Genomic DNA, 13877 nt, shown 5'->3' with positions numbered 1-13877 from the left:
TTTTTCTACTATGAAAATTGACGGAATAGATAAGATTATCATAAAAAGACTGGTAAAAGATGCTAGAACACCTGTTTTAAGTATTGCTAGAGAAGTTGGTATTTCTGGAGCTGCTATTCATCAAAGATTAAGAAAACTTGAAAAATCTGAGTTAATAGACGGTTATAGAATGATAATAAACCCTAAATCTTTGGGCTATACCACTACTGCTTTTGTAGGAGTTTTTTTAGACTCTTCTAGTTTATACTCTTCTGCCATAAAAAGACTAAAAGATATTCCAGAGGTTGTAGAAAGCCATTATACTACAGGGAATTATGCTGTTTTTATTAAAATTCTTTGTAAAAATAATGAAGATTTAATGCATCTTTTAAATAAGGATATACAGAGTATTAAAGGAGTTTCTAGAACCGAAACTTTTATATCTTTAGATCAACAGATTGATAGACAGATAACTATTTGAAAAAATACAGTTTAACTAGGAAGATTTACCTTTTAAAGTGATTTTTTTACTGCTTAACAAATAAATAAAATAAATAAGTTTTTTTAAATGACTTTTGTTAAGAACTTAAAAATCATATAGTGAAACCCCTTAAAATACTTTTAGTTGATGATGATAAAATTCAAAGAATAAAGTTTATAAAAGTCTGTAAAGAAAATAAAAGCACAAACACCATTGTTGAAGCAGAAAATGGTGAAAAAGCATTGTTACTTTTAGATGATAACACTAAACCTTATGATTTAATTATATCAGATTTAAATATGCCAAGAATGAATGGTTTTGAATTTTTATTAAAACTTAAAAAAAGTAATAAATTTAAAAATATTCCTGTTGTAATAATGTCTACCTCCAATAATAAATTAGATTTAAAAAAGTGTTTTGATATTGGAATTTCTGGCTATTTTACAAAGCCTTTAAAATACTCTGAATATTCGAAAAAAGTAACTTCATTACTTGAATATTGGGCTAAAAGTGAAGTTGTATGCTAAGTTTATAAAAGATAAGAAACCAAAATGGAAAAGCCTAATTTATCATTTATTAAAGAGATTGCTGGAGATGATATAGAGTTTCAGAATAGTATTTTAGAAATCATTAAAAAAGAATTTCCAGATGAAGTAGAACAATATCATCAGAATTTTTCATCAAAAAAATATAAAGAAGCAGCTAATAACGTTCATAAAATAAAACACAAAATTAGTTTATTAGGTTTAGTTAAAGGGCTAGAACTAGCTTCAGAATTTGAATTACAGTTAAAAAATGAAAATACTGAACTCCACGAAAATTTTATAGAAATTTTAAACAAAATTCACGTATATTTATACGCTTAAATAATTTCTATTTTATTATTATGGATTGTATTATAATTGATGATGATGCAACAGCAAGATTAATTATAAAGAAATTTTGCTTAAAATCTGATCAAATAAATGTTATAGAAGAGTTTTCTTCTGCAATAGATGCTATAAAATATCTAAATACAAATAATAATATAGATCTTATATATTTAGACATTCACATGCCAACGTTTTCTGGTTTTGATTTTATTAAAACCTTAAACAACCCACCAAAAATAATTTTAACAACATCAGATAAAAATTTAGCTTTAGAAGCTTTTGAGTATAAAAGTGTTGTTGATTATTTAGTAAAACCAATTACTTTTGAAAGATATAACAAGTCTCTAGAAAAGTTAGATTCTTTGTCTAATAAAGAAAATGATGTAATTGATGATAAAAACAAATCTGAATATATTTATGTTAATGTAGATAGAAGACTTGTAAAAGTAAATATAGCAAGTATTTATTTAATTGAAGCAAAAGGTGATTATATAAATATTAAAACCAACGAAAAGAATTATATAGTACATTCTACTTTAAAAAAGATACTAGATAAATTACCTTCAAACATGTTTTTTAAAGTGCATAGATCTTTTATTATTAATGTTTCTGAAATAATTGATATTGAAGATAATAGTGTTTTGGTAAGAAAAGATGTTGTGCCAGTTAGTAGATCGAATAAGAGTGAGTTAATGAAAAAATTAAACTTATTATAATTAGTTTTTCTGTTTGTCGTAACTTTACTTTCATTCATCGATTAATAAAAACCAATAAACGATTTTTAAGAATATTAGCAATATTATTTGTATATTTGAACCGTTATTTACAATAATAACAAACAATTATAAGTTGGGGGATTTATAAATTGTAAAAAAGAGCTGATTTTTTCAGCTCTTTTTCATTTTATAGACTCTTTGTTATTTTTCTGATAATTATGAAATAGATATAAATCTTTTTTTATTTTTACTTTATGGAAAAAATAGAACACATTGGAATTGCTGTAAAAGATTTAGAAAAATCTAATAAATTATTTGCCGCTCTTTTTGGTGAAACACATTATAAAACAGAAGAAGTTGCATCTGAAGGTGTAAAAACTTCTTTCTTTAAAAAGGGGCCTAATAAAATAGAACTACTACAGGCAACCAATCCTAAAAGTCCTATTGCTAGATTTATAGATAAAAAAGGAGAAGGAATTCATCATATTGCATTTGCAGTAAAAGATATTAAAACAGAAATTACAAGATTAAAAAAAGAAGGTTTTACTGTTTTAAATGAAATACCCAAAAAAGGAGCAGATAATAAATTAGTTGCTTTTTTACATCCAAAAACTACGAACGGAGTTCTTATAGAATTGTGCCAAGAAATAGAATAATTAAATAAGGATTAAAATTTAAGAGAATTTTAGATTTTTCAATTTTTTAATAATTCATTTTTTCAATGCTAATTTGTATCTTGCAGCAATTTTAAAGCAAAAAGTAAATGTCAACTAAGTTTGATTCTTATCAAAATAGACGTCTGAAATCTTCTTACATTTCAGTAGTTATTAGTATTGCTTTAGTTCTTTTTATGGTTGGTGTTTTAGGTTTAATTTTATTAAAATCTACTCAGGTTGCTAATCGAGTTAAAGAAAAAGTTGCAATCACTCTTTTTATAAAAGATAATGTAACTCAAAAACAGATAAAAACATTTAGAGAATCTTTATTGAAAGAAGAATTTACTAAAAAAGCAATTTATACAAGTAAAGCACAAGCAGCAAAAAAATACAGTAAAGAAATTGGAGAAGATTTTTTACAGTTTTTAGGAAAAAACCCTCTTAAAAATGGAGTAGATATTTATCTTAAAGCAGACCATGTTACACCAGAAAAAATGCAAGTCTTAGAAACTAAATTTTTAAAAAATGCTTTTGTAGCAGATGTTTCTTATGATAAGCCTCTTATAAATTTATTAACTAAAAATATTAAAAGAATTAGTTTTTGGTTATTAATTGTCAGCGGTTTTTTTGGTTTAATCGCTATGATTTTAATAAATAGCTCAATAAGATTATCTATTTATGCTAAACGTTTTAACATAAAAACCATGCAAATGGTTGGTGCTACTAAAGCTTTTATTAGAAAACCATTTATTTGGAGAAGTATAAAATTAGGTTTATTTGGTGCTATTTTAGCATTAATTGGTTTAGCTGTAGTAATTTATTATATAGATAAAACAATACCAAGTCTTGGGCTTTTAAAAGATTATCTTTCTTTAAGTTATTTGGCTGGTGGTGTACTTTTATCAGCATTTATTATTACTTGGATAAGTACCTTCTTTGCTACTCAACGTTTCTTAAATTTAAAAACAGACGAACTTTATTATTAAAAATATGCAAAAAGAAAACAATAAACAACAGCAATTCCTTTTTGGTAAAAGAAACTATATAATAATGCTTATTGGTATTGTGTTTATCACTTTAGGTTTTGTTTTTATGTCTGGAGGAGGTAGCGATAACCCAGAAGTATTTAACAACGAAATTTATAATTGGCAAAGAATTCGATTGGCACCAACTTTAGTGATAATTGGTTTAGCAATTGAAATTTACGCAATTTTAGCAGACCCTAAAAAATAAACTATGGATGTAATAGAAGCAATAGTTCTTGGGATTATACAAGGGTTAACAGAATTTTTACCGGTTTCCTCTAGTGGGCATTTAGAATTAGCAAAAGTAGTTTTGGGTGATACGTCTGTGCCAGAAGAGAGTTTAACATTTACCGTAGTTTTACACTTTGCAACCGCATTAAGTACGTTAGTTATTTTTAGAAAAGAAGTTGCAGAAATTTTTAAAGGATTATTCCAATTTAAATGGAACGAAGAGTTTAAGTTTTCATTAAAAATTATCCTTTCTATGTTTCCTGCTGTAATTATCGGTTTACTTTTTGAAGAACAATTAGAGTCTTTCTTTGGAGGTGAAATATTTTTTGTTGGTATGATGTTATTTGTAACAGCTATTCTTTTATTATTTGCAGATAAAGCGAAGAGTACTAATAAAGAAGTTTCTTTTTGGGATGCTGTAATTATAGGAGTTTCACAAGCTGTAGCAATGTTACCAGGGATTTCTAGATCTGGTGCTACAATATCTACTTCTGTTTTATTGGGTATTGATAGAACTAAAGCCGCAAAATTTTCGTTTTTAATGGTGGTACCATTAATTTTTGGAAAAATTGCTAAAGATCTTTTAAGTGGTGATATTAATTTTCAATCTTCAGAGATTATACCTGTTTCAGCTGGTTTTATTGCTGCTTTTTTTGCAGGTTTATTAGCTTGTAAATGGATGATAGCCTTAGTTAAAAAGAGTAAATTATATTACTTTTCTATTTATTGTGCAATTGTAGGAGTTATAGCTGTTGCTTACTCTTTCTTAAATTAATTCTTTTTTGAATATTATAAGCTAATGACTTTAGAAGATTTTAAAGATGGTCAGGTTTTATTGATTGATAAACCTTTAAATTGGACCTCTTTTCAAGTTGTAAATAAATTACGTTGGAACATAAAACAACAGTTTGGAATAAAAAAATTAAAGTAGGTCATGCAGGTACTTTAGACCCTTTAGCTACAGGTTTATTAATTATTTGTACTGGTAAGCAAACTAAAGAAATTCATGTTTATCAAGGTCAAATAAAAGAGTATACAGGTACAATAACTTTGGGAGCTACAACACCAAGTTACGATTTAGAAACAGAAGTTGATCAAACGTATGCTACAGACCATATTACAGAAGAACTCATAAAAGAAACTACCATTCAGTTTCTTGGCGATATTCAACAAAAACCACCTATTTTTTCAGCGATTAAAAAAGAAGGTAAACGCTTGTATGAATTAGCTAGAAAAGGAGAAACTACAGAGATTAAAGCAAGAACTGTTACTATTTCTGAATTTGAAATTACAAATATCGATTTTCCAAAGGTAGATTTTAGAGTAGTTTGTAGTAAAGGAACTTATATTCGCTCCTTAGCTTTCGATTTTGGAAAAGCCTTAAATTCTGGAGCACATTTATCAACTTTAAGAAGAACAAAAATTGGAGATTTTTCTGTAGAAAAAGCAAATTCTATTGAAAGTTTTATAGAGGATTTAAAAATAGAGAATTAACCTATAGAAATAGATTTAATTCTAATTATTACTTATTTAAATAATAAATCAGTTGTAAAATTGATTTATGTTCTACAACTGATTTATTAATTTTTTAAATAGATTTCACAAATTTTAGAAACACTTTTTTGTGTAGATCAAGATCCATATTTGCAGAAAGCGCAACTCTTGCTATATAGTCTTTATCACCTTCTTTGGTAGTTCCTTGAGTAGAAGTTGCAGGTATCGTCCAATAACAACCTTTAAGCTGACCATAACTAACACAATATTTACTTTCATCAGGAATTTCTGTAATCATTAAATTAATTAATTTATGATTTAAAGCCCTTTTATAAGTCTCTTTTTCTTCGTTTGTATTTCCTTTTGTTGGTAAATCTAAAGAAAAAACCGAAGGTGTAAATCCTTGTTCCGCTAATTGTTCAGACACAAAGTTAATTTTTGCTGTTGGTAAGGTTTCTTTAATATAATTTACAAACTCACGTGTGTTTTTATAAGCATCAACAATTCTTTGGTTCATTGATGGCATTTGTTTAGCTAGTATATTGTATTGATAACTTGTAGCTTCGTTATCACAAATTTGTAAGTGCAATTCAATTTTTTCAATTAAAGAGTTTGTCTTTAAGTTTCCTACACAGTAACCTGCAGTACAAAGTCCTCCACTAGGAAATTTAGATCCGCTAGCAAAAGAAATAGTTCTTACAGAAGAAAGAATATCCTCATTACCTAAAAAATGTACATTTGGGCAAAACGTTTGATCTAATACAAAAACAGGATCTATTGCAAGTTCTCCGTTGCTGGTTTTTCGTTGTTTGCTTAAAGTGTCTTTTAAATCGATAAGATTAGGAACCTCAACTCTTGGATTGGTAGGTATTTCTGCAATTATATAAGGGATCGCATCATCAAAAGCAATTTTGTTTAAAACTGAATCAATACTTTTAACCATATCATTTTCACCATCTACAGGTAAATCTACTACAGCAACGTTATCTAAACAAGCAGCAACTCTTCTTGCTTGATCATTTGTTCCTCCATAACAATTTGGTGGTACTACTATTTTAATAGCTTTTCCTTTATGATTTTCTTTTGCATCATGAATTAAGCCCATCAATATTGCATACTGAATAGATAAACCACTAGAAGCAACTAAAGATTTAGTAGTGGTATTCGTAATTGCATTTATAGAATTTGAAACTTTTATTTTGCTAGAAGAATCAATATTTGAAGCATCATTTTTATTACTTGTAATAATCGATTGTAAAGCAATAAGAGAATTTGAAGGAGTCATTGCAATCGTTTCTCTTCTTCTTACATGTTGAATGTCTGAAATGTAATTTTCATTTTGTATACCATTTACAATTAAAAAACTACCTAGATTTTCTTGTAGGTTGATAAGGAAATCAATACTTTTAGTAAGTTTAATGTTTTCTATTTTGTCTTCTTTAGATATAAAAATAGTACTTCCGTTAAAATTATTTATTTCAGAAATGTTTTTAATTTGCTTCAATTCAAAATTATATCCATAGATATTTTTAATAATATCTACATTAAAAAAACTAGGTAATTTGTCTATGTATAAAATTTGTGTTTTTTTATTTTCTAGTAAATTTTTTCTTAAAATTGATAAAACAGGTATTGTTTGTGATGTAAAACTTATTACGTTTTCAGAATTTACATTTTGTAATTTAGCAATTGTCCATTCTAATATACAAGACAAAGGATGGCCTAATCTTATATAATCATAAGCTGTAGGTAAATTGTTAAGTACACTTTTATCAAAATTATTTTCAGAGAATAAAGTTTCAAATTGATCTATAAATTCAGTTTTAGCTTGTTGTTCGTTGTAAATATCTAGTCGATGTGTTGTTAGTTTTAACCAACTATTAGGCATATTTGTAATTACGTTTTTAACGTAATTTTGAGCAGTATTGTTTTCCATTTTTTTCATCCTTAATAAGTTGACAAGGTACATTAATTAGTTTTTTTCTAAAATGATAAATGTTGATTTGTTTATTACTTTAGATCATAATCTTGTTAGACATTTATGTTATTGTAACTTAATTTTTTATAAGTCGTTTTTGATTTAAATACTTTACAATTCAATTTGTTTCTTACTATTTATTTTAGATTCCTTTCTAAACGGAATGGTTCTTGCTAATATAGAATCAACCAAAAACTAGTTCATGAAAAAAATAATACTTTTAGTTTCATTTTTACTTACGCTACAATTAGCATCACAAGAAAAATTAGGAAGACCATTTTTTACTGGTTCATCAAGTTTAACGTTTGCTATCAATGAAAATTATACAATTACTCCAGATGATGGAGAACCATTTATAATACCAACAGCAATTTTTTTAAGAGCAGGTTTTGGTTATGAGTTTAAACGAAGAGTTGCCATAAGTTTTAATTCTGGTTTCGATTATCATTGGAATTATGCTGTTAGTGCTTTTCCAACATATGGTAGTTTAAAGTTTAACATAACTGAAGATGAAGACGATACTTTTTTTATGGAAATGAGTTATGGTAAAATGTGGAGACCTTCAAACAAATACTCAGATGGAAATTATTACGGTTTTGGTTTAGGAACTCAAATTGCAGGAGAAAAGAGATGGAATACTATAGTTAGATTAGACTTTCATAGAAAAGGATTAATAGGTTTCGAAAACAATAGATTAGACAGTGTATCTTTAGGAATTGGATTTACTTTTTTTAGCACTATTTTAAACAAAAAAAGCCTCGCATAATTGCGAGGCTTTTAAATATGTTAATAGAAATATTAACCTAAAGTTACTCTTTTAAAAGTACTTACAGTAACATCTCCAAAAGTAGAAACGTATTGAGCAACATTTTTCTTTTCATCTTTAATAAAAGATTGATCTAAAAGACATTGTTCCATATCTAAAGTTGTGTTATCAGAAATGAATCTTTCCATTTTTCCTGGTAAAATTCTATCCCAGATTTTTTCTGGTTTTCCTTCTGCAGCTAATTCAGCTTTTGCAGCTTCTTCAGCTTTTGCTAAAACTTCATCAGATAATTGAGACATAGAAATAAATTGAGGAACATTTTTTAATGTTTTACCTAATCTACCTAATTCAATATTATCTTTTTCAATAACAGCAATTCTTGCTTCAGTTTCTGCAGCAACAAAAGTAGGATCAAAATCTTTATAAGATAAAGTTGTTGCTCCCATAGATGCTACTTGCATAGCAACGTCTTTCGATAAAGTTTCAGCATTATCTACAACAGCAGATAAACCAACTAAAGCAGCGATTTTACCAATATGAGTATAAGCGCCAATATAAGCAGCTTCAATTTTCTCAAAAGCAGTAATCTCTAATTTTTCACCAATTACACCAGTTTGTTCAACTAATTTATCAGCAACAGTCATTCCACCAAAATCAGCAGCTAAAAAAGCTTCTTTAGTATCATAATTTAAAGCGATATCTGCAAATTGACCACCTAAAGCTACAAATGAATCATTTTTACCAACAAAATCAGTCTCACAAGCTAAAACGATTGCTACACCAGCAGTCTTATCAGCATTGATTCTTGTTACTGCAACACCTTCTGTAGATTCTCTATCAGCTCTTTTTGCAGCAATTTTTTGACCTTTTTTGCGTAAAACATCAATTGCTTTATCAAAATCACCACCTGCTTCAACTAATGCCTTTTTACAGTCCATCATTCCAGCACCAGTAGCTTCTCTTAATTTTTTAACATCAGCAGCACTTACTTTTACTGTTTCCATGTTATTTTATATTTTAAATGTTATAATTATTTTTTTCTTCAGCTGTAGCATCTGCTTTAGGAGCTGCTTTTTCCGCTTTTGGCGCTGCTGCAACTTCTTTCGCTTTATCTTTACCTGCTTTTCTTTCTGATAAACCTTCAGCTACTGCATCAGTAACATAAGATAAAACTTTATCAATAGATTTAGAAGCATCATCATTTGCTGGTATTACAAAATCAACTAATCTAGGATCAGAATTTGTATCTACCATTGCAAAAATAGGAATGTTTAATTTCATAGCTTCTGCAACTGCAATGTGCTCTTTCTTAATGTCTACTATAAATAAAGCACCAGGTAAACGAGTCATATCAGAAATAGAACCTAAATTCTTTTCTAATTTTTCTCTCTGACGATTAATTTGTAGTTTTTCTCTTTTAGATAAAGCATCAAAAGATCCATCTTGCTTCATTCTATCAATATGAGCCATTTTTTTAACAGCTTTTCTAATAGTAACAAAGTTAGTTAACATACCACCTGGCCATCTTTCTGTAATGAAAGGCATGTTTACTGCTTTTGCTTTTTCTGCAACAATATCTTTTGCTTGTTTTTTTGTAGCTACAAATAAAATTTTACGTCCAGAGTTAGCAATTTTTTTAAGTGCTTCTGAAGTTTCTTCTATTTTAGCTGCAGTTTTATACAAATCGATGATGTGAACACCATTACGCTCTGTATAAATATAAGGAGCCATGTTTGGGTTCCACTTTCTAGTTAAGTGACCAAAATGCACTCCATTTTCTAATAATTCTTGAATGTTTACGTTTGCCATTTTTATAAATGTGTTTACTTTCTGTTTTTGAAATCAATATATAAGTAGTCTTTTGAGTCTTATATATTTAGATGCTAAACTGTTTAATATTAATTGTATGTAATAATAACAGTTCTCGATATAATATAGTGCAGAATAAATTCTGCAGCGATATTAACGTTTCGAGAATTGGAATTTTTTACGTGCTTTCTTCTGACCGAATTTCTTACGTTCAACCATTCTAGGGTCACGCGTTAATAATCCTTCTGGTTTTAATACAAGTCTGTGTTCTTCATTAATAGAAACTAATGCTCTAGTAATTGCTAAACGAATTGCTTCAGCTTGTCCTGTAACTCCACCACCGTATACATTAACTTTGATATCATAAGATTCTAAGTTTTCTGTTAACATTAAAGGTTGTTGTACTTTATATTGTAAAGTTCCAGTTGTAAAGTAATTTTTATATTCTTTACCATTTACTGTAATGTTACCTTTTCCTTCAGAAAGATAAATACGAGCAACTGCTGTTTTTCTTCTACCGATTTTGTGTACTGTATCCATTATTTAAGATCGTTAAGGTTAATAGCTTTAGGTGCTTGACCCGAATGTTTGTGCTCTCCACCCGCATATACATACAAGTTTCTGTATAAAGCAGATCCTAAAATATTTTTAGGTAACATACCTTTTACTGCTTTTTCGATTAATCTTGTAGGATCTTTCTCAAACATTTCTGTAGCAGTTAATGATCTTTGTCCTCCTGGATACCCTGTATGACGAATGTAAGATTTCTCTTTCCATTTGTTACCAGTTAAAACAATTTTTTCTGCGTTGATAATAACCACGTTGTCTCCACAATCTACGTGAGGAGTAAAGTTTGGTTTGTATTTACCTCTAATTAGCTTTGCTACTTTAGAAGCTAGACGACCCAACGTTTGCCCGTCTGCATCAACTAAAACCCACTCCTTGTTTACGGTAGCGCTGTTTGCTGATACTGTTTTGTAACTTAATGTGTTCATAATTACACTATTAGTTTTTGTTTGTTAATAATTAATTATTCCTTAAAAAAGGAGTGCAAATGTACGGAGTTTTATTTGATTGACAAATAGCACTTTAGTTTATTTAAGTGTTTTTTTTATAAAGAATTTATGTTTATAATAATTAACATATTCTTAAGAAAAGAGAAACCTACTTTTGTACTGTGTTTTTTAAGCATTTTTTTGTTTAAAACACAACCGATTAAATCAACCAAATCAAATGAAATTTAAATATATCATATTGTTTTTTTGTGCTTTAACTTCTGCAAAAAGTATGGGGCAAGAATCTACAGGAAATAAAATTCCAAAAAGAATTTATACCACAAAAAAGTTAAAAAACACACCTGTTATTGATGGGGATATTTCTGATGTTGCTTGGGATGTTGTTGAGTGGTCTACAGATTTTACAGAAAAATCTCCAGATGAAGGAACTGAACCTACACATCAAACAAAATTTAAAGTAATGTATGATGCTAAGTTTTTATATATAGCCATTAGAGCATTAGATGAAGAGCCAGATTTAATTCAGCAAAGGTTAAGTAGAAGAGATGGGTTTGCTGGAGATAGAGTAAATGTAATTATTGATAGTTATCATGATAAAAGAACTGCTTTTGTTTTTACCACCACAGCTGCAGGTGTTAAAGGAGAAGAAATTGCAACAGGTAATGGAGATAATTGGGATGCAAGTTGGAATCCAATTTGGTACACAAACGCTAAAGTAGATGCAAAAGGCTGGACAGCAGAAATGAAAATACCTTTTAGTCAACTAAGATTTGGAAATGCAAAAGAACAAATATGGGGGTTTAATGTTGTAAGAAATATTTTCAGAAAAAATGAACGTTCTCTTTGGCAAAGAATTCCTAATGATCAATCTGGTTTTATAAGTGAAGCAGGTGAGTTACATGGATTAATTAATTTAGTTTCTCAAAAACAATTAGAAATTCAACCATTTACTGTTTTACAATATGATAATTATCCAAAAGAAGTAGGAAATCCTTATAGAGACGGAAGTGATTTTAAATTAAATGCTGGTTTAGATGCTAAAATTGGAATTACAAACGATTTAACATTAGATTTAACTATTAATCCAGATTTTGGACAGGTAGAAGCAGATCCTGGAGCGATAGCTTTAGATGGATTTCAGATATTTTTTAGAGAACAAAGACCCTTTTTTGTAGAAAATAAAAACATCTTTGATTTTGAGTTTGCAAATGGTAGGGATAATCTTTTCTATAGTAGAAGAATTGGTAGAAATCCACATAGAAGTGCAAGTTTGCAAACAGGAGAGTTTGCAAATGAACCTATAAACTCTACAATTTTAGGAGCTGCTAAGTTTTCGGGAAAAACTCAGAGCGGTTGGTCTATTGGTGTTTTAGAAAGTGTAACAGCTAATGAATATGCAGAGATTCATGAAGTTGAAGGTAAAACAAGAGAAGAAATTGTAGAGCCTCTTACCAATTTTTTTATTGCTAGAGCCCAAAAAGACTTTAATAAAAGAAATTCTTTTATTGGAGGGATTTTTACAGCTACAAATAGAAATTTAGATGGTAATTTTAATGAACTTCATAAAGCTGCTTATTCTGGAGGATTAGATTTTCAGCATAATTGGCACAATAGAGATTACTTTTTAGATGGAAATATTATAATGAGTCATGTTTTAGGAAGTAAAGAAGCTATTACTGCAACACAAGAAACATTAAGGCATAATTTTGGAAGAGTTGATGCGAGTCATGTAAATATAGACCCTACCAGAACCTCTTTAACTGGAACAGGTGGTAGAATTGAAGCAGGAAAAAATGGTGGTGGAAACTGGAGATATAATGGTGGGTTTATTTGGCGTTCTCCAGAGTTAGAATTAAATGATGTTGGTTTTTTAAGACAAACAGATGAAATGATACAATTCTCTAATATTAGATATTTATGGCAAATACCAACTAAAACTTATAGAGATATTCAAGTTCGTTTTAATCAATTTACAACCTACGATTTTGAAGGGAATCAAAATAAGTCTCAAATTGAGTTACAAGGAAACGTTAATTGGATAAATAATTGGTGGACAGAATTAGAAACAGGATATATACCAGTAGTTTATGGTAATGCTTATTTAAGAGGAGGACCAAGATGGAGGTTTGCTGATGAGAAATATATAGCCTTATTTTTTGGGTCTGATAGAAGTAAAAAAATGAGTTTTACTTTAGGATATGTAAATAGTACTACAGATGAAAGTGTTAACAATTTTAAAAGATATGTTTTTAGAATGAACTATCAACCTTTTGATGCTTTTAGCATGTCTATAAATACAGAGTTTGAAAAAGCAAGAAATAAAACCCAATATGTAGCAGAAAGTGATTTTAATACCACAAAACGTTATGTTTTAGGTGAAATGGATAACCAAACACTCTCTACAACTTTGCGTTTAAATTATAGTTTAAATCCTAACTTTTCCATACAATTTTACGGTCAACCTTTTATTTCTAGAGGTAGATATTCTAATTTTAATTATGTTAATGAGCCAACTGCAAAAAGTATAAATGATAGAGTTTCTATGTATAGCTCAAATCAAATTTCTTTAGAAAATGATATTTACAGCATAGATGAAAATCTTAATTCGATTACAGATTATACTTTCGAAAAGCCCGATTTTTCTTTTGTACAATTAAGAACTAACTTAGTTGCTAGATGGGAATACATACCAGGTTCTGAGTTATTTTTTGTGTGGGCAAGAGGTGGAAGTACAAATGATAACCCTAGACACTCATTGTCTAGAAGTTTAAAAAACCAAATTACAAATGATAAAATAGAAGATACTTTTTTAATAAAAGCCACTTATCGTTTTGTTAGATAGAGTTTTAATGCT

At 28.6% G+C, this 13877-nt stretch carries 15 protein-coding genes and 1 pseudogene; 11 read left to right on the top strand and 5 right to left on the bottom strand.

Going from position 1 to position 13877, the window contains the following annotated elements; all coding sequences use genetic code 11:
* Positions 1-10: 10 nt before the first annotated feature.
* The 9 genes and pseudogenes from N5A56_RS13610 (at position 11) to truB (ending at position 5454) form a co-directional block, all read left to right on the top strand.
* Complete coding sequence (locus N5A56_RS13610) at positions 11-460, top strand: Lrp/AsnC ligand binding domain-containing protein (RefSeq protein WP_265725935.1); 450 nt, start codon at positions 11-13, stop codon at positions 458-460.
* Positions 461-579: 119 nt separating this feature from the next.
* Positions 580-987, top strand: coding sequence for a response regulator (locus N5A56_RS13605; RefSeq protein WP_265725934.1), 408 nt, complete (start codon positions 580-582; stop codon positions 985-987).
* 24 nt (positions 988-1011) lie between these two features.
* Positions 1012-1326: an Hpt domain-containing protein gene (locus N5A56_RS13600; RefSeq protein WP_265725933.1), complete on the top strand. Its 315-nt coding sequence runs from the start codon at positions 1012-1014 to the stop codon at positions 1324-1326.
* Between the two features lie 20 nt (positions 1327-1346).
* Positions 1347-2048, top strand: a complete 702-nt coding sequence (locus N5A56_RS13595) for a LytR/AlgR family response regulator transcription factor (protein WP_265725932.1) — start codon at positions 1347-1349, stop codon at positions 2046-2048.
* Positions 2049-2302: 254 nt separating this feature from the next.
* Positions 2303-2704 (top strand): methylmalonyl-CoA epimerase, encoded by a 402-nt coding sequence (mce, locus tag N5A56_RS13590; RefSeq protein WP_265725931.1) that lies wholly within the window; start codon positions 2303-2305, stop codon positions 2702-2704.
* A 107-nt stretch (positions 2705-2811) separates the two neighbouring features.
* The gene (locus tag N5A56_RS13585) at positions 2812-3690 is read left to right on the top strand and encodes a cell division protein FtsX (RefSeq protein WP_265725930.1); all 879 of its coding nucleotides are present in this window, start codon (positions 2812-2814) and stop codon (positions 3688-3690) included.
* Positions 3691-3694: 4 nt separating this feature from the next.
* On the top strand, positions 3695-3937 hold the full coding sequence (locus tag N5A56_RS13580) for a DUF3098 domain-containing protein (RefSeq protein ID WP_265725929.1): 243 nt from the start codon (positions 3695-3697) through the stop codon (positions 3935-3937).
* Between the two features lie 3 nt (positions 3938-3940).
* A complete protein-coding gene (locus N5A56_RS13575) occupies positions 3941-4735 on the top strand; it encodes an undecaprenyl-diphosphate phosphatase (RefSeq protein ID WP_265725928.1) in 795 nt (264 codons plus the stop codon).
* Between the two features lie 24 nt (positions 4736-4759).
* A pseudogene (gene truB / locus N5A56_RS13570) lies at positions 4760-5454 on the top strand (tRNA pseudouridine(55) synthase TruB).
* A 94-nt stretch (positions 5455-5548) separates the two neighbouring features.
* On the opposite strand, the gene N5A56_RS13565 reads toward truB, so the two are convergent.
* Entirely contained in the window at positions 5549-7390 is a 1842-nt protein-coding gene (locus N5A56_RS13565) for a PLP-dependent aminotransferase family protein (protein ID WP_265725927.1), read from the bottom strand.
* 244 nt (positions 7391-7634) lie between these two features.
* Here N5A56_RS13565 and N5A56_RS13560 point away from each other — a divergent pair, with 244 nt between their 5' ends.
* Positions 7635-8198 (top strand): hypothetical protein, encoded by a 564-nt coding sequence (locus N5A56_RS13560; protein WP_265725926.1) that lies wholly within the window; start codon positions 7635-7637, stop codon positions 8196-8198.
* 32 nt (positions 8199-8230) lie between these two features.
* Here N5A56_RS13560 and tsf read toward each other — a convergent pair whose 3' ends face one another.
* The 4 genes from tsf to rplM all read right to left on the bottom strand — a co-directional run bounded on the left by tsf (position 8231) and on the right by rplM (position 11002).
* On the bottom strand, positions 8231-9202 hold the full coding sequence (gene tsf, locus N5A56_RS13555; RefSeq protein WP_265725925.1) for a translation elongation factor Ts: 972 nt from the start codon (positions 9200-9202) through the stop codon (positions 8231-8233).
* Between the two features lie 13 nt (positions 9203-9215).
* Positions 9216-10007, bottom strand: a complete 792-nt coding sequence (gene rpsB, locus N5A56_RS13550) for a 30S ribosomal protein S2 (RefSeq protein ID WP_265725924.1) — start codon at positions 10005-10007, stop codon at positions 9216-9218.
* 153 nt (positions 10008-10160) lie between these two features.
* Entirely contained in the window at positions 10161-10547 is a 387-nt protein-coding gene (gene rpsI, locus N5A56_RS13545) for a 30S ribosomal protein S9 (protein WP_036827435.1), read from the bottom strand.
* Entirely contained in the window at positions 10547-11002 is a 456-nt protein-coding gene (gene rplM / locus N5A56_RS13540) for a 50S ribosomal protein L13 (RefSeq protein ID WP_265725923.1), read from the bottom strand. The genes rpsI and rplM overlap by 1 nt, the downstream gene beginning before the upstream one ends.
* A gap of 238 nt (positions 11003-11240) precedes the next feature.
* On the opposite strand from rplM, the gene N5A56_RS13535 reads away from it, so the two are divergent.
* Positions 11241-13865 carry a DUF5916 domain-containing protein gene (locus N5A56_RS13535; protein WP_265725922.1) on the top strand — a complete coding sequence of 875 codons (2625 nt, stop codon included), beginning with the start codon at positions 11241-11243 and terminating at the stop codon, positions 13863-13865.
* Positions 13866-13877 lie beyond the last annotated feature (12 nt).

The sequence above is a fragment of the Polaribacter ponticola genome (assembly GCF_026191475.2).
GTDB classification, from domain to species: Bacteria; Bacteroidota; Bacteroidia; order Flavobacteriales; family Flavobacteriaceae; genus Polaribacter; species Polaribacter ponticola.
The sequence above is the reverse complement of the archived record's forward strand: the minus strand, read 5'-3'. Positions and strand labels throughout refer to the sequence as shown.